15 protein-coding genes are annotated in these 20,042 nt (G+C 69.5%); 5 read left to right on the top strand and 10 right to left on the bottom strand.

The annotated features are described in order from the left end of the window. Positions 1–13: 13 nt before the first annotated feature. The 5 genes from ftsW to ACIA8G_RS39065 are packed head-to-tail and all read right to left on the bottom strand — an operon-like array spanning position 14 to position 6,906. Complete coding sequence (ftsW, locus tag ACIA8G_RS39085; protein WP_396423821.1) at positions 14–1,477, bottom strand: putative lipid II flippase FtsW; 1,464 nt, start codon at positions 1,475–1,477, stop codon at positions 14–16. After that, on the bottom strand, positions 1,474–2,838 hold the full coding sequence (murD, locus tag ACIA8G_RS39080; RefSeq protein WP_396423820.1) for a UDP-N-acetylmuramoyl-L-alanine--D-glutamate ligase: 1,365 nt from the start codon (positions 2,836–2,838) through the stop codon (positions 1,474–1,476). The genes ftsW and murD overlap by 4 nt, the downstream gene beginning before the upstream one ends. Before the next feature lie 2 nt (positions 2,839–2,840). Then, a complete protein-coding gene (mraY, locus tag ACIA8G_RS39075; RefSeq protein WP_396423819.1) occupies positions 2,841–3,926 on the bottom strand; it encodes a phospho-N-acetylmuramoyl-pentapeptide-transferase in 1,086 nt (361 codons plus the stop codon). Further along, a complete protein-coding gene (gene murF / locus ACIA8G_RS39070) occupies positions 3,923–5,383 on the bottom strand; it encodes a UDP-N-acetylmuramoyl-tripeptide--D-alanyl-D-alanine ligase (protein ID WP_396423818.1) in 1,461 nt (486 codons plus the stop codon). The genes mraY and murF overlap by 4 nt, the downstream gene beginning before the upstream one ends. Next, complete coding sequence (locus ACIA8G_RS39065; RefSeq protein ID WP_396423817.1) at positions 5,380–6,906, bottom strand: UDP-N-acetylmuramoyl-L-alanyl-D-glutamate--2,6-diaminopimelate ligase; 1,527 nt, start codon at positions 6,904–6,906, stop codon at positions 5,380–5,382. The genes murF and ACIA8G_RS39065 overlap by 4 nt, the downstream gene beginning before the upstream one ends. 263 nt (positions 6,907–7,169) lie before the next feature. On the opposite strand from ACIA8G_RS39065, the gene ACIA8G_RS39060 reads away from it, so the two are divergent. Both ACIA8G_RS39060 and ACIA8G_RS39055 read left to right on the top strand, forming a co-directional pair. Next, on the top strand, positions 7,170–8,324 hold the full coding sequence (locus tag ACIA8G_RS39060; RefSeq protein WP_396423816.1) for an RNA-guided endonuclease InsQ/TnpB family protein: 1,155 nt from the start codon (positions 7,170–7,172) through the stop codon (positions 8,322–8,324). Positions 8,325–8,608: 284 nt separating this feature from the next. Continuing rightward, complete coding sequence (locus ACIA8G_RS39055; protein ID WP_396423815.1) at positions 8,609–9,358, top strand: universal stress protein; 750 nt, start codon at positions 8,609–8,611, stop codon at positions 9,356–9,358. A 15-nt stretch (positions 9,359–9,373) separates the two neighbouring features. Here ACIA8G_RS39055 and ACIA8G_RS39050 read toward each other — a convergent pair whose 3' ends face one another. The 5 genes from ACIA8G_RS39050 to mraZ all read right to left on the bottom strand — a co-directional run bounded on the left by ACIA8G_RS39050 (position 9,374) and on the right by mraZ (position 14,807). After that, positions 9,374–10,459 carry a putative glycoside hydrolase gene (locus ACIA8G_RS39050; RefSeq protein ID WP_396423814.1) on the bottom strand — a complete coding sequence of 362 codons (1,086 nt, stop codon included), beginning with the start codon at positions 10,457–10,459 and terminating at the stop codon, positions 9,374–9,376. Between the two features lie 309 nt (positions 10,460–10,768). After that, positions 10,769–12,679, bottom strand: a complete 1,911-nt coding sequence (locus ACIA8G_RS39045) for a peptidoglycan D,D-transpeptidase FtsI family protein (RefSeq protein ID WP_396423813.1) — start codon at positions 12,677–12,679, stop codon at positions 10,769–10,771. Then, the gene (locus ACIA8G_RS39040) at positions 12,679–13,260 is read right to left on the bottom strand and encodes a hypothetical protein (RefSeq protein ID WP_396423812.1); all 582 of its coding nucleotides are present in this window, start codon (positions 13,258–13,260) and stop codon (positions 12,679–12,681) included. Before ACIA8G_RS39040 ends, ACIA8G_RS39045 begins: the two co-directional genes overlap by 1 nt. Beyond that, on the bottom strand, positions 13,257–14,210 hold the full coding sequence (gene rsmH, locus ACIA8G_RS39035; protein WP_396423811.1) for a 16S rRNA (cytosine(1402)-N(4))-methyltransferase RsmH: 954 nt from the start codon (positions 14,208–14,210) through the stop codon (positions 13,257–13,259). Before rsmH ends, ACIA8G_RS39040 begins: the two co-directional genes overlap by 4 nt. Before the next feature lie 165 nt (positions 14,211–14,375). Beyond that, positions 14,376–14,807 carry a division/cell wall cluster transcriptional repressor MraZ gene (gene mraZ / locus ACIA8G_RS39030; protein ID WP_109633654.1) on the bottom strand — a complete coding sequence of 144 codons (432 nt, stop codon included), beginning with the start codon at positions 14,805–14,807 and terminating at the stop codon, positions 14,376–14,378. Between the two features lie 404 nt (positions 14,808–15,211). Between mraZ and ACIA8G_RS39025 the strand changes: the two genes are divergently transcribed. The 3 genes from ACIA8G_RS39025 to ACIA8G_RS39015 are packed head-to-tail and all read left to right on the top strand — an operon-like array spanning position 15,212 to position 19,996. Beyond that, positions 15,212–16,261, top strand: coding sequence for an AAA family ATPase (locus ACIA8G_RS39025; RefSeq protein WP_396423810.1), 1,050 nt, complete (start codon positions 15,212–15,214; stop codon positions 16,259–16,261). Between the two features lie 2 nt (positions 16,262–16,263). Further along, complete coding sequence (locus ACIA8G_RS39020; protein WP_396423809.1) at positions 16,264–17,529, top strand: DUF58 domain-containing protein; 1,266 nt, start codon at positions 16,264–16,266, stop codon at positions 17,527–17,529. A gap of 1 nt (position 17,530) precedes the next feature. Continuing rightward, complete coding sequence (locus ACIA8G_RS39015) at positions 17,531–19,996, top strand: transglutaminaseTgpA domain-containing protein (protein ID WP_396423808.1); 2,466 nt, start codon at positions 17,531–17,533, stop codon at positions 19,994–19,996. The last annotated feature ends 46 nt before the right edge of the window (positions 19,997–20,042 follow it).

Below are 20,042 nucleotides of genomic sequence, written 5' to 3'. Positions count from 1 at the left end.
TTTGGCAAAAGCTTCAGTTGTATCGCCCGCGACCGCGGGTCGAACGGCCTTGTTCGGTCCGGCCCTTGCTCTGCCGCGACTCGCGGCGACGGTACTCCGAGGGCGGAGCGGACCTCCCAGCCATACGACGTTCGTCCACCACCGGAAGTTGCTGTGTGCGCCGTCCCGGTGCGCGCGGCGGCGTCGACGGGCGGACGGGCTTGCGCTTGGGCGGCGGCCGGTACGCCTCGGGCGCGGGCAGCCTGAGCAGCCCGCCGACCCGGCCGGGACCGAGCGAACGCAGTGCCGCGACGGCCTCCGGTTCGTGCCGGGCGCAGTTCGCGAGGATGCCGAAGACCACCATGGTCGTGACGACCGAGGTGCCGCCGGAGGAGATCATCGGCAGCGTGATGCCGGTGACCGGCAGCAGCCGCACGACGTAGCCGATGTTGATCGCGGCCTGCGCGACGAGCCACACCGTCAGCGTCGCGGACACGATCCGGATCCACGGGTCGGTGTTGCGCGACGCGATCCGCAGGCCGACCCACGCGAGCCCGCCGAACAACGCCAGCACCAGCGCGCACCCGACGAACCCGAGCTCCTCGCCGATGACGGCGAAGATGAAGTCCGACTCGACGTTGGGCAGGTACCGCCACTGCGAGCTGCCCTGTGCCAGCCCCTTGCCGAAGAGGCCGCCCTCGGCGAGCGCGAACATAGCCTGGCGAGCCTGCAGACCGGCGCCCTGCGGATCGGCGTCGGGGTTGAGGAACGTCGACACGCGTTGCAACCGGTACGCGGCACCGATCGCGAGCACGACGGCACCCGCCACCGCGCCACCGGCGATCACGCCGAACAGCCGCATCGGCGCGCCCACGAACCACAGCATGCTGATCAGCACCACGCCGAGCGTGATCGTGCCGCCGAGGTCGGGCTGCAGCATCACCAGTGCGAACACCAGCATCGCGACCGGCACGACCGGCACCAGCAGGTGCCGGTACTGCGACAGGAGCGCCCGCTTGGTCACCAGCACGTGCGCGCCCCACAGCGCCAGCGCGAGCTTGACCGCCTCGATCGGCTGGAACGAGATCGGCCCGACCGTGAACCACGACCGGGCGCCACCGCGGACATCGCCCAGCGGCGTCAGCACCAGTGCCAGCAACAGCACACCGATGCCCATCGCCGCCGTCGAGAGATGCCGCAGCCGCCGCAACGGGAACCGCAGCACCAGCCAGAACAACACCGCGCCGATGCAGACGTAGATCAGCTGCTTCTGGAACACGCTGTACGCCGACACACCGGAGGCGACCTGGCCGGGCGCCGACGCGGACAGCACCATCACCAGGCCGAGCACGGTGAGCATGCCGAAGATCGCGAGCAGGAGGTGGAAGTCGGCGAGTGGGCGGCCCAGCCACGCGGTCAGGCCGCCGCGCAACGACGCGATGCGCCCCGCAGGACGCACCTTGCGCTTCGGCCTCGCCTTTTCCGCGACGGCAGTCATCGTCCGATGAGCTCCTGCACCGCGGCCGTGAAAGCCTGCCCGCGATGGGCGTAGTCGGTGAACATGTCCATCGACGCCGCCGCGGGTGCGAGCAACACGGTGTCACCCGGCCTCGCCAGGTCCTGAGCGGCACGCACGGCGGTGGTCATGGGCTCATCGTCCCCTGTGTCAAGCACACGAACGGGGACATCCGGCGCGTGTCGCGCCAAGGCGTCCGCGATGACCTGGCGGTCCTGACCGATCAGCACCGCGCCGCGCAACCGGTGCGCCTCGGTGCGGACCAACTCCTCGACCGACGCGCCCTTGAGCAGGCCACCGGCGATCCACACGACGCTGTCGAACGCCCGCAACGACGCCACGGCCGCGTGCGGGTTCGTCGCCTTGGAGTCGTTGATGTACCGGACATCGCCGTCGATCGCGACGAGCACCGCGCGGTGTGCGGCCGGTTCGAACGCTTCCAGGCCCTCGCGCACCGCCTCGGACGGCACGCCGTACGCGCGCGCCAGCGCCGTTGCGGCCAGTGCGTCGGCGATGCCGGGCGGACCGGCCGGGCGGATCTTGGCCACCTCGATCAACGGCTCGTCGTCGGCGAACGCCCGGTCGACCAGCCAGCCGTCACGCACCCCGAGCTGTCCCGCGGAGGGCTCGTGCAGGGTGAAGCCGACGCGATCACGGGCGGGCGAGTCCTCCAGCAGGTCGACGACGCGGTCGTCGTCGAGCCAGCCGATCGCCACGTCACCGGTGAGGACCTGGGCCTTGGCCTGCGCGTACGGCTCCATGCCGCCGTGCCAGTCGAGGTGGTCCTCCGCGAGGTTGAGCAAGGCGCCCGCCTGCGGACGCACCGACGGTGCCCAGTGCAGCTGGAAGCTCGACAGCTCGACGGCCAGCACCCGGCGGCCGGCCAGCAGCGCGTCCACCACGGGCAGGCCGACGTTGCCGCACGCCACGGCGTCCGCGCCGGCGGCGTGCAGGATCGACTCCAGCATGCCGACCGTCGTGGTCTTGCCGTTCGTTCCCGTCACCGCGAGCCACACCGGCGGGTCGGCCAGTTCGGCGGCCATCCGCCAGGCCAGCTCGACCTCGCCGATCACCTCGATGCCCGCGGCCGCCGAAGCGGCCAGCAACGGGCTGGACGGCTGCCAGCCGGGGCTCGTCACCACCAGCGAGGTGCCGGCGGGCGGCTGGGTCAGGCCGGGCACCAGCTCGACGCCTTCGAGCATGGTCTCCAGGGCCGTCAGCCGTTCCTGCGACATGTCCGTGACGATGACCTCGGCGCCCGCCGCGAGCAACGCCTCGGCGGCGGACCGGCCGGTCACTCCAGCACCAGCGACCAGCACCTTCGTTCCGGCCAGCTTTGTCATACCTAGAACCCGCCCGTCAGCCACTCGCTGTAGAACACGCCGAGACCGAACATGCAGCAGATGCCCGCCATCAGCCAGAACCGGATGATGACAGTGGTTTCCGCCCACCCGGCGAGTTCGAAGTGGTGGTGGAACGGTGCCATGCGGAAGAGCCGGCGCCGGGAGGAGCGGAAGACCGCGACCTGCAGCGCCACCGACAGGGCCTCGACCACGAACAGACCACCGATGACGATCATCAGCAGCTCGGTGCGGGTCGCGATCGCGAGACCGGCGACCAGACCGCCTAGAGCGAGCGAACCGGTGTCACCCATGAAGATCTTGGCCGGTGCGGCGTTCCACCACAGGAAGCCGATGCAGCCCGCCATCGCCGCCGCGGCGATCACCGCCAGGTCCAGCGGGTCGCGCACGTCGTAGCAGCCGGAGACGGCGTAGGTGTTGCAGTTGTAGCGGAACTGCCAGAACGAGATCACCACGTAGGTGCCGAACACCATCGCCGACGAGCCACCGGCCAGGCCGTCGAGGCCGTCGGTCAGGTTCACGGCGTTCGACCACGCGGCGACCATGCCGTAGCAGAAGACGATGAACCCGATGACGCCGAACGAGACCACCGGGATGTCGCGGACGAACGACAGGTTGACCGACGCGGGCGTCAGGCCTTCCTTGTTCGGGAACTGCAGCACGAGGATCGCGAACGTGATGGTCGCGATGAACTGGCCGACCAGCTTCGCCGTCTTGTTCAGGCCCAGGTTGCGCGCCTTGCGGATCTTGATGAAGTCGTCGAGGAAGCCGACGAGCCCCAGCGACGTCGTCAGCATGAGCACGAGCAGGCCGGACGCCGTCGGGGTCTGCCCGGACGCCGAGGCCGACATCGAGTTCACGAGGTGCGTGCCGAGGTAACCGGCCCACATCGCGACCAGGATGGCGAGGCCACCCATGGTCGGCGTGCCGCGCTTGGTCTTGTGGTGCTGCGGGCCGTCCTCGCGGATCTCCTGGCCGAAGCCCTGACGGGAGAAGACCTTGATCAGGTAGGGCGTCAGCAGGATCGACACTGCCAGTGCGATCGCTGCCGCGATCAGGATGCTCTTCACTTGGTTCCTGCCTCCAGCAGGGCCTCGGCAATGCGCCACAGGCGGTAGGCGTTGGATGCCTTGACCAGCACGACGTCACCAGGCCGGATTTCCGCGCGCAGCAACGCGATCGCCGCGTCCGCGTCCGGCACCAGGACGGATTCCTCTCCCCAAGATCCTTCCAGGTGCGCGCCCTGGTGCATCGCGCGGGCCGCGTCACCGATGACGACGAGCTTGCTGATGTCCAGGCGGACCGCGAGGCGGCCGATCTCGTCGTGCTCGCGCACCGCGTCATCGCCCAGTTCGGCCATCGGGCCGAGCACGGCCCAGCTGCGGCGGGCGGGCGTCGTGGCGCGCGAGATCGTCGCGAGCGCCTTCAACGCCGCCCGCACCGAGTCCGGGTTCGCGTTGTACGCGTCGTTGATGACCGTCACGCCATCAGCCCGGTCGGTGACCACCATGCGGTGCGCGGAAACCCTCTGCGCGCTGCCGAGCCGCTCGGCGACCTCGGCGGGCGTCGCGCCCAGCTCGAGTGCGATCGCGGCGGCGACCAGCGCGTTGGAGACCTGGTGCGGGCCGTGCAGGGCCAGCTTGACCTGTGCGTCGCCCTGCGGGGTCTTGAGCGTGAAGCTCGCGCGGGCCTGCTCGTCCAGCTCGATGTTCTCGGCGCGGACGTCGGCCTTCGAGTTCTCACCGACGAGCACGACCTTGGCCTTGGTGCGGCTCGCCATGCCGGCGACCAGCGGGTCGTCGGCGTTGAGCACGGCGATGCCGTCCTCGGGCAGTGCCTCGACCAGCTCGCCCTTGGCCTGCGCGATGCCCTCGCGGGAGCCGAACTCGCCGAGGTGCGCGGTGCCGACGTTCAGCACGGCGCCGATCTTCGGCGGGGCGATCTCGGTGAGGTTCGTGATGTGCCCGATGCCCCTGGCGGACAGCTCCAGCACCAGGAAGCGGGTGTCCTCGGTCGAGCGCAGCGCGGTCCACGGGTGGCCGAGCTCGTTGTTGAACGAACCGGGCGGCGCGATGGTCTCGCCGGTGGGGCTCAGCACCTGGGCGATCAGGTCCTTCGTGGACGTCTTGCCCGCGGAACCGGTGATGCCGATGATCGCGAGGTCCTTGAGCCGGTCGGTGACGTGGCGGGCGAGCTTGGCCAGCGCGGCCAGCACCGCGGCGCCCTCGCCGGTCTTGTCGCCCGCGAGCACGTAGGCTCCTGCGTGCTTGGTCTCCACCGGCGGCGCGATCACCGCGGGGGCGTCGACCTCGCGGCCGGCCAGCACACCGACGGCGCCGGAGGCGACCGCCTGGGCGGCGAAGTCGTGGCCGTCCACCCGTTCGCCCGGCAACGCCAGGAACAGGCCGCCCTCGGTGATTTTGCGGGTGTCGAACTCGATGGAGCCCGTGACCACCGGGCTGCCGTCGGTTGCGTGCAACCGTCCGCCGACGATCTGTGCGATCTCGGCGAGCGTGAGTGCGATCAACGGTGCGCCTTTCTGATCGCGGCGGTCAGCGTCTCGACGTCCGAGAACGGCTGGATCACGCCGGCGATCTCCTGTCCCGTCTCGTGGCCCTTGCCGGCCACGACGACGACGTCGCCCGGTTCTGCCAGCTCCACGGCCTTCTCGATGGCGAGCCTGCGGTCGCCGATCTCCAGCACCTCACCCCTGTCCGGGGTCGCGAGGGCGCCTTCGAGCATGGCGGCCCGAATAGAAGACGCTTCTTCGCTGCGCGGGTTGTCATCGGTGATGATCAACACGTCGGCTCGTTGCGCGGCTGCCTCACCCATCAGCGGGCGCTTGGCCCGGTCCCGGTCACCACCGCAGCCGAGCACGATGATCACCCGGCCCTCGGTCTTCGCGCGGACGGCGTCCAGCGCGAGCGCGACGGCGGCGGGCTTGTGCGAGTAGTCGACGACGGCGGTGAAGCCCTGGCCCTCGTCGATGCGCTGCATGCGGCCGGGGACCTGGACGTTGCCGAGACCCTCCTGGATGGCCTCGGCCGGGATGCCTTCCGCGTGCAGGCAGGCGATCGCCAGCAGGGCGTTCGCGATGTTGAAGCTGCCGGCGAGCTGGAGGTGGATCCGGATGTCGCCGTCGGGACCGTGCGCGGTGAACGTCTGCTCACCGGTCGGCGACACCTCGACGTCACTCGCGGTCCAGGTGGCGGGCTTGGTGGTGGCGACGGTGATCGTGCCGTCCTTGACCAGCCGGGGACCCCACTCGCCGTCGACGCAGACGATCTCCTTGCGCGCCCGGCCGTCGAACAGCTGCGCCTTGACGTCGAAGTACTCCTCCATGGAGGAGTGGAAGTCGAGGTGGTCCTGGCTCAGGTTGGTGAACGCGCCGACCTCGAACTCGGTGGCGGCGACGCGGCCCAGCTCGAGCGCGTGGCTCGACACCTCCATCGCCACGTCGGTGATGCCGCGTTCGGCCATGACCGCGAACAACGCCTGCAGGTCGGGCGCCTCCGGCGTGGTGTGCGAGCTGTCGAGCTGCTCGTCGCCGATGCGCGTGCCGACCGTCCCGATGAGACCGGTCCGCTTCTTCGCCGCGCGGAGCACGGACTCGATCATGTACGTGGTGGTGGTCTTGCCGGACGTGCCGGTGACGCCCCACAGCTTGATCTTGGTCGACGGCCGGCCGTAGACGTGCGCGGCGAGCAGACCCACGACCTCGCGCGGACGCGGGTGGATCAGCACGGCCACGTCCTTGAGCGCGTCGCGCGCGGCACCGGCCTCGTCGGTGAGCACCGCGACGGCACCGTTCGCGATCGCCGTGGCGGCGAAGTCGGCACCGTGCACGCGGGCACCGGGCAGCGCGGCGTAGAGGTCTCCGGGCACCGCGTGCTGTGCACGCAGCGTCACCCCCGTCACCTGGACGTCGGCATGCGCTGGCCTGGTCAGGTGCACGTCGGCGGCCGCGGCGAGAGCAGCCACGGACACGGGTCGGATGCTGGCGGGGCGGGGCGGGGCGGTCGCGACCTTGCCCTCGAGCTTGGCAGGCACGGGCAAGAGGCTACCGGCGTACACGGAGTGGCCGGGCGGCGCGTTGGCAATCGGGTGATGATCTGCGCCGATGGGCCGTTCGAGTGGCTCTTTCCAGTGCTCTGGGGCGGCGCAATCGCACGAGCCCCGGCCGTTTGTGGCTGGAAGAAACGCGACTGTGGTTCCGCGCCCCATGGCGCCGCGAGGAAGGCCGTGGCGCTGGGATGTGAGGTTGTCCGAACCCAGGCGGCTTCGTCGAACGCGTGTTCGGTACGGTCGGTCGGGTGAAACTCGTCGTGCAGATCAAACTGCTGCCGACCGCCGAGCAGGCGGCGGCGTTGTGGTCAACTCTGCTTGCGTGCAACCACGCTGCATCTGACGTGTCGCGGGTGGCGTTCGAGACCGGCGCGTTTCGTGAATACGCGCTGCGCAAGCCCACCTACGCCACGCTGAAAGCGCGAGGCTTGGGAGCGCAGGCCGCCCAGCATGTGATCAAGAAGGTCGCAGACGCTTACGCCACGTTGCACGCGAATATCCGTAACGGCAACCTTGGTCCGGTCGGCAGCAGGCGGCGGGTGAGAGCGGAGTCGAAGCCGATCGGATTCCGCCACGATGCGGCGCAGCCGTTCGATGACCGCTGCTTGTCGTGGCAGTGCGACGCGGGCACGGTGTCTATCTGGTCTGTCGTAGGCCGGGTGAGGAACCTGCGGTTCACGGGTTCGCCAGATCAACTCGCGACACTGCGGGCGTATCGGCGGGGAGAGTCGGACCTGGTACACCGCGACGGCAGGTGGTTTCTGGTCGCCACCTGCGACATCGAGGAGAAGCCCGAGTTCGACCCCGTCGACTGGATCGGGGTCGACCGGGGCATCGTGAACTTGGCCACCACCTCGGACGCCGACAACTTCCAGGGGCGCGGTCTGCGGCGTTATCGGCGCTGGCATGCCCGAAAACGCGCTGAGCTGCAGGCCAAGCAGACGAAATCGGCGCGGCGCCGGTTGAAACGCCGCAGCAAGCGTGAAGCCCGGCACGCGACACACGTGAATCATCGGGTTGCGAAGCAGGTTGTGGCTGTTGCCGAACGCACCGGTCGCGGTATCGCCCTGGAGGATCTGGGCGGTATCCGTGACCGGGTCACGGTCTCCCGGCACCAGCGAGCCACACTCACCACCTGGCCGTTCCACCAACTCGAACAGCACATCCGCTACAAAGCCCGGCGCGCCGGGGTACCGATGCTTCTCGTCGACTCCCGGTACACCAGCCAAATGTGTCCGCGGTGCGGACACACCGAACGCGCCAACCGTCCCACCAGGGACCACTTCCACTGTCGCCGATGCGGTCTTGCTGGACCCGCCGACGTCGTCGCCGCCGTGAACGTCCGAAACCGGGCACGGTCGGCGTGGGTACACGTCAACGTGCCCGACCCGATGACTGTCTGAACAGCCATCGGTAGATGCGGCCCGCACACGCGCAGCCAGCCGTGGACGAGGAACGCAAGCAACGCCCACCGGGATCGAGCCTTCAACCTCGACCCTTCAGGGCCGAGTAGTTGACGGGTGAGCCCGTCCGGCCGAACAAGTTCCTGCCCGCTTTGTGACTTCCGGCCCTGTGGCCGGTTGTGCGTGCGCGGTGAGGTAGAGGACGGCAGGAGGCGGTAATGAGAACAACCACGGCGGTGGAACCCAGGAGATTTTCTTTCTGGGCACCGGATTTCAGTCGTTCCGTGACAGTCGGGGTAGACACGTCGGAGACCGCTTATCACGCGTTCGAGTGGGCCGCGCGGCACGCGTGGTCGCTCCGCACAGACCTCCAGGTGTACCTCGCGGACCCCGGTGACACGACGGTCCAGCGAGTGCTCGAACGACTCCCCATGCTCACCGCCCACTTCCGGCCGAGCGGTGACGACCCGGTGGCCGCACTGGTGAGGGCGTCGGACTCCAGCGCGACCTTGGTCTTGGGGTGCAAGGGTGAACAGCACCGCAGCCTGGGTCTGGGCTCCCTCGTCCTCCCGGTGTTGCGCCGCGCGCGGTGCGGAGTCGTAGTGGTGCGCGGACGGCCCCCGGCGATCCGTGGCGAGTACGGCTGGATCACCGCCGCTGTCGGCGGGTGCGAGGACCCGGTCGTGCTGCGGCGCGCGGTCGAGCTCTGCCGCACCCGCCGCGCGCAGCTTCGCCTTCTGCACGTCCACCCACCCGCCCAGCACGGCGTGTCCGTGCCACGCGACGAGGCCGCCGTCCGGCGCGCCGTGCTCTTCCTGCGCACGACCGCGCCCGAGCTGACGCCCGAGGTCCTCATCGAGTCCCGGCATCCGCACGAGGCCCTCGCCGAGTTGGATTCCGACCTCGTCGTCGTTGGGCGGGGTGGGCAGCACGACGGCGTTGGGTTGATCACGCGGGCCGCGCTCTATCACGCCTCTTGCCCGGTGTTGGTGGCTCGGCCCGAGCCGATGCACGACGACCGGGTGATGCCCTGACGAAAGCCGGGTCGGTCAGCAGGGCTTGCGGAGGACGGCTCCGGTCGTGCCCTTCAGGGACACGGAACGGACCGAGGCGCCCTTCGCGTTCGTGTGGGCCTCGTCCAGCCGCACGGTGACCGCCGCACTGCCCGTCTTGTTCGCGTTGACGACGACCGTGCCGCACGCGAAGTCGCGCTGGAACACGTTGTTCGCCACCGGGCGGTGCGGGCCGTCCGGCGCGCCCATGTCCCAGTCGTACTCGGCGCGCCACGGGGAGGCGTTGTCGTAGCGGTCGGTCTCGTTGATCTCGGAGATCGCGGCGTTGTCGCCCTTGGCCAGCAGGTAGCTCGCGAAGGCGTAGCGGAACGGCTGCTCGGCACCGCTGTGGTGCGGCTGCACCCAGGTGATCTTGCCCTTGGCCTCGTTGGCGGCGATCTGGGCGACCTGCCGGCTCCAGCCCTGCGGGTACTCGGAGAGGAGGTCCTGGTCGCTGAAGGTCAGCCACCACTCGTCGAAGCCGCCGTCGAGGTGCTCGACGTAGGTGTCCCACGCGCCGTCGTAGAGGCGGGCGTTCGACAGGTTGGCGACGGTCTTCAGGCCCGCGTCGACGAACTTCTGCCGGGTGTTGGCGAGCATGGACCGGTAGGCGGCCCGCATCGAGTCGTCGGTGCGGTAGTTAGCAGGGCAAACACCCTCGTGGTACGTGTCGCAGGCGAACAGCGCGTTGTCCATGAACACACCGTCGAAGGCCTTGCTGGACGCGATCACGTTGTCGGCCCAGGCGTTCTGGTAGCCGGTGTTGCCGACGTCCATCTGCCAATGGCCGTCATATCCTTCGTATTCAAAACGTTGACCGTTTTGATCGAAAAGGAACCACTCAGAGTGGTTCTTGGAGGCATCGCAGTATCCGACGCCGGTAGGGAGATCACGGTCGTCGGCACCGTTCTGGCACGCATAGCTGCGCGTCGAGGACAGGTCCTTGTAGACGTAGAGCTGGATCTTCGGATTCGCGGTCTTCAGCTTCGCGGCAAGATCGGTTTCCCAGGCGTTGAGCACCACGTACGACCGTCGCTGCGCCTCGAGGTTGATCATTTGATCGCTGGCCGGCGTGCTGTTCATGTGCAGCCAGTAGGACTTCGCAGTCCATTCTTCTCCTGCTTGAGCTGCGGGAACCAGTGACACCAACACCGTTGTCACCACCGCGACCAATGAGATCAACTTTCCGGAGGAACGCACGACAAACCCCATCTCGCCTACTACGCCGGTTTCGGAGTATTAGACGTGATGAAATGCGTCTCATTAGAAAACTGTGCCGTGCGATATTTCACTGTCAAACAATGAAATTGCTCATTGCCACGCCTGGGTGTGTCTCAGATCACTTGCCAAATCGGGTCGCGTCACCAAGAATGCGCGACCCCGTCAAATGATCTACATCTGCAGCTGGACGTACGGCGTCTGCTCGGCCGACATCGGCACCTGGAAGCGCTGGGTCAGGTAGGTCGCGATGTCGTGGAACAACGGCGCGGCCGAAGCGCTGAACTGGGTGCCGTGCGGCGCGTCGAGCATGATGCCGACGACGTAGCGCGGGTTGTCCGCGGGCAGAACGCCGGCGAACGTGATCCAGTACTGCGACTGGGAGTAGCACTTGCAGACCGGGTCGATCTGCTGCGCGGTGCCCGTCTTGCCCGCGATCTGGTAGCCGGGCAGAGCGGCCTGGCGACCGGTGCCGTTCTGGTCGGAGTCGCGGGGGTCGACCTGCGTCACGGAGCGGAACATGTTCCGGACGGTCTTCGCGGTCTCCGGCGACACCACCCGGACGCCCTCGGGACGCTGCTTCTCCGCACGAGACCCGTCCGCGCCGATCTCCGCGCGGATCAGGCGCGGCGGCACGCGGACGCCGTCGTTCGCGATCGCCTGGTACATGCCGGTCATCTGCAGCAGGGTCATCGAGAGGCCCTGGCCGATCGGCAGGTTGCCGAAGGTCGAGCCCGACCACTGGTTCAGCGGCGGCACGAGGCCGGACTCCTCGGTGGGGACGCCGGACTGGGTGCGGCGGCCGAGGCCGAACTTCTGCAGCATCTCGGCGTAGCGCTCCTTGCCGACCTCCTGGGCCGCCAGCAGCGTGCCCACGTTGGAGGACTTGGCGAAGACGCCGGTGAACGACATCGGGACGGTGCCGTGGGTCCACGCGTCCTTGATCGTGCGGTCGGCGACCTTCAGCGAGCCCGGCACCTGCAGCACGTCGTCCGGCTTGAACAGGCCGTACTCGACGGCGGCTGCGGCCGTCACGATCTTGTTCACCGAGCCGGGTTCGAACGACGCGGAGACCGCCCAGTTGCGGAGCTGGTCGTCGGAGGCCTTGCCGAAGTCAGTCGGGTCGTAGGTCTTGTCGTTGGCCATCGCGACGATCTCGCCGGTGCGGCTGTCCAGCACGACCGCGGAAGCGTTCTTGGCCCCCGACTTCCTGCCGTACTCGGTGACCATCTTCTGCACGGCGTACTGGGTGTCGATGTCGATGGTGAGCTCGAGGCTCTTGCCCGGCTGCGACTTCACGAGCTCGCGTTCGGTGTTCGGGATGACGAGCGTGTCGTCGCCGGACATCGTGTCGACCACGCGGCGGCCCATGCGACCGGCCAGCAGGTTGTCCTGGGCGTTCTCCAGACCGAGGATGCCCTGGGTGGTCGGCGGCTTCTCGTCCTGGCGCCAGTTGGCGGCGCCGATGATGTTCGACGCGAGGTCGCCGTTCGGGTAGATCCGCTTGGAGCGGTACTCGGAACCGATCTCCGCCGGGAACTTCTCGACGATCATCGCGGCCTTGGCCGGCTCCGCCTCGCTCACCAGGACCTCGTAGCTGATGTCCTTGACGAGCTGCTGGTAGACGGTCTCCTCGTCGGTCTTCTCGCCGTTGACCTCCGGCCCGAGGGCCGCCGATATGAACTTCGCGACCTCGCGCATGTGGTCCTCATAAGAGACCGGGTACTGCGCGGGGTCCTTCTCGCGGGCGGCGTCCCAGGTCTTCCTGGCCCGCTGCGGGAGGATGTAGAGCGCGCGGACCTCGATCGAGAACGCGAGCTGGTTGCCGTTGCGGTCGAGGATCGAGCCCCGCTCGGCGGGGATGTTCTGCCGCGTGGTGCGCTGCATCTGCGCCTGCTCCGAGAGCTCCTTGGCCTCGATGCCCTGCACCTGCACGAGCTTCACGCCGGCGACCAGCAACGCGCCGATCAGCAGCACCCGGCCGATCGCGAGGCGCAGCCGGCTGTTGCCGCCCAGGCGCGCGGTCGGGCGGGGGGCGCGCACCGACAACGGCCGGCGCGGCCCCCTCTGCTGTGGTCCGGGCATCAGCCACCCGCCGGAGGCGTCTGACCGGCCGGCGGCTGCTGGCCGGCGGGCGGTGCGGGCGTCTCCGAGGACGGCGGCGGCGGTGGGGGCGGAGGCGTCGACTTGGTCGGCGCGCTCGGCTTGCCGAACTCCTCGATCGAGCCGTCCGGGTTCTGCCGCAGCCGTGCCGGGTTCGACGGCTCGACCAGGCCCATCTCGCCTGCCCGGCGAGCGAGGTCGATCGGCGACTCGAGCAGCGCGACCTCACGGCGCAGCTGCTCGACCCGCAGCGTCAGCTTCTCCGCCTCGGCCTTCGCCTCCTGCAACCGGTACGTGTCGGCGGCGGCCTGGGTGGAGAAGTACATGATCCCGGCGACGCCCGCGCCCAGCACGAGCATCACCAGCACGACGAACGGCGCCTTCGAGGCCTGCTTCTGCAGCGGCGCGGCGGCACCACCGCGGAGGTTCTGGGCGCGCTGGGCCCTGCGGGCGTAGGCGCGCTCGGCACCGGCGGAACGCCGCCGTGCGCGATCGGTCTCTTCGCGCTGCTCCTTCGAGGGGTCCCGGGGCGACGGCCCACCGACCCGTGCGGGTGCCGTCATCGCGGATCTCCGATCCGTTCCGCCGCCCGCAGCCGCACCGGGGCCGCACGCGGGTTGTCCTCGATTTCCTGCTCCGACGCGACCTCCGCGCCCTTGGTGAGCAACTTGATCTCGGGTCCGTGCCCTGGCAGCTCGACCGGCAGGCCCTGCGGCGTCTTCGACTTCGCCAGCTCCGCGAACGCCTGCTTCACCATCCGGTCCTCGAGGGACTGGTACGACTCCACGACGATCCGCCCGCCGATGCCCAGCACGCCCAGCGCTGCCGGGAGGGCCAGTCGCAACGACTCCAGCTCGCCGTTGACCTCGATCCGCAGCGCCTGGAACGTGCGCTTCGCCGGGTGCCCGCCCGTGCGCCGCGAAGCCGCGGGCACGACGGCGTAGAGCAGCTCGACGAGCCGGCCCGAGTTGGTGAACGGCTCCTTCTCGCGTTCGCGCAGCACCGCGGAGGCGATCTTGCCCGCGAACCGCTCCTCGCCGTAGGTCGAGAGGATCCGCGCGAGATCGCCGTGCGCGTAGGTGTTGAGCACGTCCGCGGCGGTCATGCCGGTGCCCTTGGACATCCGCATGTCGAGCGGCGCGTCCTTCGAGTACGCGAACCCGCGCTCTTCCTCGTCCAGTTGCAACGAGGAGACGCCGAGGTCCATCAGCACACCGTCCACGTGCGACAGTCCCAGCTCGTCGACGGCGTCGTCGATCTGGTCGTACGTGACGTTGACGAGGTGGACGCGGTCACCGTGGCGCGCGAGACGCTCGCCGGCCATCTCGATGGCCTGCGGGTCGCGGTCGAGCCCGATGAGGGTCAGCTCGGGGTGGGCGCTCAACAACGCGTCGGAATGACCGCCCATGCCGAGCGTCGTGTCGACGAGGACAGCGGGCTTGCCGGAAAGCGCTGGAGCGAAGAGTTCCAGGACGCGGTCCAGCAGCACCGGTACGTGCCGCGGCTGATCCATCGTCCCTCTACTCCCCTGATGCGCGTTCGGGTGACGTCAGGTCCCCGCCCGCCCGTCGAACCTGGCGCCGGGGAAGGTGCGCCAGGGCCGATAGTCGAGCGGACCGAGGCCTCACGGCACCCGAATCGCGATTGAACATCCGGCCTGTTGCTCGGCTGACCGCCATCAGAAGACGCCCGGAATGACCTCCTCGCGAGCCTCGGCGTAGCCGTCCTCATGCTCTTCGAGATAGGTCTGCCAGGCCTGCGCGTCCCAGATCTCCATCCTGGTGAACGCGCCGACGACCACGCACTCCTTGGTCAGCCCGGCATACCGGCGCAGTTCCGGTGCGATCAGAACGCGGCCCTGACCGTCCGGACGCTGCTCGTCCGTACCTGCGAACAGATACCGCTGGTAGGCGCGTACGGCGTCGTTGGTGAACGGCGCCTCGGCGACCTTCCTCGCCATCTGCTCGAACTCAGCCCGGGGAAACACGTACAGGCAGTGGTCCTGGCCTTTGGTGACCATGAGACCTCCCGCCAGTTCGTCCCGGAACTTCGCAGGCAGTGTCAGCCGACCCTTGTCGTCCAGGCGCGGGTAGTGAGTGCCGAGGAACACGGCAGCCACCTCCCTCACCGGGCGACGGACCGGCAGTGGAGCCCCCGTCTGCCCCACCGGCCGCCACAGTACCCCACTTTTCACCACAGTCAACGCTGAAACAGGTGTTTACACACCAACTCGTGACTCGTTTTCCCAGGTAGATGCAGTGGGGAGGCGTGGGGGGAGGGTGGGGGAGCTGGTCAGGCTCCACCTTCGCGGGTGAGGATCGCGCCAGGATTTGCCACCCGATCGGCCTAGAAAAATCCGCCAAAACCGCGTGCCGCCCCGCAAAGGTGGGGGAAGGTGGAACCTGGTGGAGCGAACCCGATGTAGCCCGCAGGTGTAGGGCACTTAGCCGTGGTTTGACACACTGCGTGAAACGCTCACACGTCCGTGTTCCGGACACGGCTGCTGGAGGTTTAGTGACGCCGGGAAGCCCAAGCGCGAACAGTCACGCGCCGGTCGATCAGGTTCTGGGAGAGTTGCACGGCGCCGTTCAGCGGATCGCCGCGAACGTCGAGCGGGTGCTCGTCGGTAAACCAGACGTGGTCCGCCTCGCGCTCGTGACGCTGCTCGCCGAGGGGCACCTGCTGGTGGAGGACGTGCCGGGTGTCGGCAAGACCTCGCTGGCGAAAGCGCTTGCCCGTTCCATCGACTGCACGGTGAGCCGCGTGCAGTTCACGCCCGACCTGTTGCCGAGCGACATCACCGGCTCGTCGATCTACAACCGGCAGGAGAACGACTTCGAGTTCCGGCCGGGCCCGATCTTCGCGAACATCGTGGTCGGCGACGAGATCAACCGCGCCTCCCCCAAGACGCAGTCGGCGCTCTTGGAGTGCATGGAGGAGCACCAGGTCACGGTCGACGCCCACACGTACCCGCTGGGCTCGCCGTTCATGGTGATCGCGACGCAGAACCCGATCGAGATGGAGGGCACCTACGCCCTGCCGGAGGCGCAGCGCGACAGGTTCACCGCGCGCGTGTCGATCGGCTACCCGGACCCGGCGGCCGAGCTCGCGATGGTCGACGAGCACGCCGGCCACAACCCGATCGAGGACCTGCGGCCCGTCTCGGACGCGGCCCAGATCCTGCGGCTCATCAAGGCCGTCCGCCAGGTGCACCTCTCCACCGAGGTGCGCCGGTACGCCGTGGAACTGGTGTCGGCCACGCGCCGGCTGCCGGAGCTGCGGCTGGGCGCGTCGCCACGGTCCACATTGCACCTCGTGCGCGCCGCACGAGCACAAGCCGCCCTCGCGGGCCGTGACTTCGTGGTGCCCGATGACATCCACGCGATCGCGATCCCGGTGCTCGCGCACCGGCTGGTGATGACGGCGGAGGCGCAGGCCGCGCGCCGGTCCCCCGCCGAGCTGATCAGGGCATTGCTGCAGCGGGTGCCCGTGCCGACGGCCGCGCTCGACCCGAGTGCCGCCTTCGTTCGCAGCATCAACAACAACGCAGGGACGCCACGCTAACGATGCGAACCGCACTTTCCGGTCTGACCACCCGCGGTAGATGCTTGCTGGCCGCGGGGTTCGCCGCCGGAGTGTGCGCCGCGGTGCTGAACGAACGCGACCTGTTGCGGGTCGCGGCCTTCGTGATCGCGCTGCCACTGCTGGCAGCCTGGCTCGCCACGCGGGCACGGGTGGGTTTGCACGCCAACCGCTTCCTCGCGCCGAGCCGGGTACCGGTCGGGGCGGCGTCCGAGGTGAAGCTGGATCTGCGCAGCACCGGCAGGCTGCCCACGGGCGGGCTGATGCTCGAGGACACCGTGCCGTACGCGCTGGGCGCGCGGCCGCGGTTCCTGGTGGAACGGTTACCGCGCAACACACCCACGACGTTGCGCTACCCGCTCAAGCCGGTGATGCGCGGCATCCAGCAGGTGGGTCCGCTGATGGCGCGGATCACCGACCCGTTCGGGCTGGCGGAGTTCGACCGCGAGCTGGCCGGCCGGTCACGCCTGGTCGTCGTGCCGCGCGTCGTCCGGTTGTCGGGTCTGCCCGGCGGTTCGGGCATGGGCGCCGGTGACGACGGTTCCGTGCGGCTGCGGGCGGGGCAGGGCGAGGACGACGCGGTGGTGCGGCCGTACCGGCAGGGCGATGACCTGCGCAAGGTGCACTGGCGGTCCACGGCCCGGCGCGACGAGCTGATGGTGCGCGTCGAGGAACGTCCGTGGCGCGGCGGCACGACGGTGCTGCTGGACCACCGGGTGAGCGCGCACCGGGGCAGCGGCCCTACGGCGTCGCTGGAGTGGGCCATCTCGTTCGTGGCGTCGATCTGCCTGCACCTGCACCACTTCGGTCACCAGGTGCGCCTGGTCTCCGAGGACGGCCGGGTGCTCGCGGGCGGCTCGCAGGACGGCGGGCACAGCGGCCACGTGGTGCTGGACTCGCTCGCCGCGCTGCAGGCCTCGCACCGGCGTGAGCTCTCCGGCGGGGTCGATCCCGGCGCCGGCCAGGAGATCATCGCGGTGCTCGGCGGCGTGTCGCCGACATCGGTGGAAGAGCTGATCCGGTACCGGCCGCGCGGCATGCGCAGCCTGGCCGTGTTGCTGGACGTGAACGCCTGGGCCGGTGGCACGGACACCTCCGCGCCCGATCCTGACGACGCACGGCGGTTGCTGGGCGGCGCGGGCTGGGGTGTGGCGGTCGCGAAGCCGTCGGCGTCGATGCAGCAGGTGTGGCAGGAGTTGTGCGCCTCGGCTGGCAACCGGGGGCCGTCCGTGCGCTCGGAGGTGGGCTGAGATGGGATCGCGTTCCGCTCCCGCGAAAGGCGCGGAGCCCGAGTGGTTCACCTCGGCGACACCGTGGATCGCGGCGCTGGCCGTGCTGTGCGCGTCGACCGCGCTGGCCGGTGTGATCGAGGGCGACCTGTGGCTGGTGCGCATCGGCGTGGTGATCGTCGCGATCACGGTGACCGGCGCGTTCCTGCGGGCGACCCGGCTGACCCCGCCGCTGGTCGCGATCGCCCAGGTCTTCGTGCTGTTGTGCCTGCTCACGGCGTTGCACACGCGGTCGGGCATTCTGCTTTTCATCCCCGGCCCTGAGGCGTTCGGCGAGCTGGGGAACGTGCTCGCGGAGTCCGTCGCGCAGGTGCAGACCGGGGTGCCGCCGGTGCACGCGTCGCCGGCGATCCAAGCGCTCGTGGTGCTGGCGATCGGCCTGGTCGCGGTGCTGGTGGACACGCTGGCCGTCGCGGCCGCGGCCCCGGCGGCGTCCGGGCTGGTGCTGCTGTGCGTGTTCGCGGTGCCGGCGTCGCTGGCCGACGAGATGCTCCCGTTCTGGACGTTCATCCTCGGCGCGGCGGCGTTCGCGATGCTGCTCGCGGTCGACGGCCAGCACCGGCACGAGGCGTGGCGCGGCAGGCTCGGGTCCGGGTCGGCGAGCGGGACCGGTGGCTCCGCGACGACGGTGGCGAGCATCGCGATGGTGATCGCGTTGATCGTCGGGGCGGGCTTCACGCTCGTCGGAACGGTCGGGCGGCTGCCCGGTGGCGGCACCGGTGCCGGCGGCAAGGGCGGCATCGGGCTGAGCGAGATGACGTCGTTGCGCGGCATGCTCAACCGCGGCAAGACCGCCGAGGTGTTCTACGTGCGCGGCATGTCGGAGCAGTCCTACATGCGCGCGTCCACGCTGGCGCGCTACGTGCCGAACAAGGGCTGGGAACGCGGCAGCGACCCCGGTGGCCAGCCCGCGCGCGGTGACCTGCCGCTGCAGCCCGGCGACCGGGGCGAGGGCAAGAACACCCGGATCAGCATCGAGCCGCGTGACTGGCGGAGCTTCTGGCTGCCGACCTACGGCGCCGTCCGCCGCATCGACACCCCGGACGACGACTACCGCTTCGACGCGAAGAAGGGCGTGATCTTCACGCAGCGCGAGCGGGAGCCGGAGCCGTACGAGATCGACACGGTGCTGTCGACGCCGACGAAGCAGGCGCTGCGGATGGCGTCGGGGCCGAAGAACCTGGTCGACTCCGAGTACTACCGGTTCGAGGGCGTCGAGCAGGAGGTGGTCGACCTCGCGAACAAGATCGTGGCGGGTGCCACCAACGACTTCGACAAGGCCGCCGCGCTGACCGCGTTCTTCAACAGCCCGACCACCGAGTTCCAGTACAAACTCGAGACCAAGGGCGACGTCACCAAGGACGCGCTGACCGACTTCGTGACCAAGGGCAAGGTCGGCTACTGCGAGCAGTTCGCCTCCGCGATGGCCGTGATGGCCCGCGTGGTCGGCCTGCCGTCCCGCGTCGCGATCGGCTTCACCGCCGGCATCGCCTCCGCCGACAACTCCTACCGCACGATCAGCACGGACGACGCGCACGCGTGGGTCGAGATCTTCTTCCCGAACCACGGCTGGATGACCTTCGACCCGACCCCGGTCAACGACGGCCGCGGCATCGTGCCGCCGTACCTGCGCGACCAGGCGCAGGGCGACGAGGAGGTGCCGTCCGCCTCGACGACGACCCAGCCGACCGCGTCGTCCGCGACCGGATCGGCCCAGCCGTCGGCCGCGGCCGACGGCACCGAGGGCGACCAGGGCCAGCAGCAGCTCGCCGACACGGGAACGCCGCAGTGGCACATCTGGGCGTTCTGGGCAGCGGTGGGGCTGGCAGTGGTGCTGAGCGGGATCGCGCTGCTCACGCTGCTGGGTGCGGGTCTGAGCGGCGTGCCGTGGGCACGAAGGCTCATTGTTCCCGCCGTGGCGGGGCTGTGGCTGCTCACCGCCGGACTGGCCACGGCGATGGTGTCGTGGTGGCTCGCGATACCTCTGGTGCTCATTGGACTGCTGCTCGCGCCCCTGCTCGTGCGGTCCGTGCGAAGGCACAACCGTCTACTCGCGGTGGCGGCGCTCGGTCCGGGAGCGGCGAACGCGGCGTGGAGCGAGCTCATGGCCGAGTCGATCGACCGGGGCGCGCCGGTGCCCTCTGCCGAGACGATTCGGATCGCCGCCCGGCGCCTGGCGCGCGAGCACAACCTGGACGACGCGGGCCGGGAAGGGCTGCGCGTGGTGATCGGGGCGATCGAGCGGTCCTGGTACAGCGCCAACCGCGCGGCAGATCCGGCTCTGCCGGGCGCGCTGGCCGCGGTACGACAGTCGTTGCGACAGAACGCGCCGCTGTCGTTGCGGGCCCGGATGTTCCCGAAGTCGGTGCTGAAGCCGGCACCCGCGCCGGTGGCCGACGCGGCGGACCGGGAACCGGCTCCGGTCTAGGACGTGCCGGTCTCAGACGAGCAAAGCGAAGGGCCCGCTCCCTGCT

Source organism: Lentzea sp. NPDC051213, assembly GCF_044455585.1.
Lineage (GTDB): Bacteria > Actinomycetota > Actinomycetes > Mycobacteriales > Pseudonocardiaceae > Lentzea.
The sequence above is the reverse complement of the archived record's forward strand: the minus strand, read 5'-3'. Positions and strand labels throughout refer to the sequence as shown.

Bases quoted from the DNA above. Each gene is read 5' to 3' on its own strand.
- ACIA8G_RS39040 (WP_396423812.1), bottom strand. From the start codon at position 13,260: ATGACGGCACCCGCACGGGTCGGTGGGCCGTCGCCCCGGGACCCCTCG.
- ACIA8G_RS39020 (WP_396423809.1), top strand. From the start codon at position 16,264: ATGCGAACCGCACTTTCCGGTCTGACCACCCGCGGTAGATGCTTGCTG.
- ACIA8G_RS39045 (WP_396423813.1), bottom strand. From the start codon at position 12,679: ATGCCCGGACCACAGCAGAGGGGGCCGCGCCGGCCGTTGTCGGTGCGC.
- murD (WP_396423820.1), bottom strand. From the start codon at position 2,838: ATGACAAAGCTGGCCGGAACGAAGGTGCTGGTCGCTGGTGCTGGAGTG.
- ACIA8G_RS39050 (WP_396423814.1), bottom strand. From the start codon at position 10,459: ATGAACAGCACGCCGGCCAGCGATCAAATGATCAACCTCGAGGCGCAG.
- ACIA8G_RS39015 (WP_396423808.1), top strand. From the start codon at position 17,531: ATGGGATCGCGTTCCGCTCCCGCGAAAGGCGCGGAGCCCGAGTGGTTC.
- rsmH (WP_396423811.1), bottom strand. From the start codon at position 14,210: ATGGATCAGCCGCGGCACGTACCGGTGCTGCTGGACCGCGTCCTGGAA.
- ftsW (WP_396423821.1), bottom strand. From the start codon at position 1,477: ATGACTGCCGTCGCGGAAAAGGCGAGGCCGAAGCGCAAGGTGCGTCCT.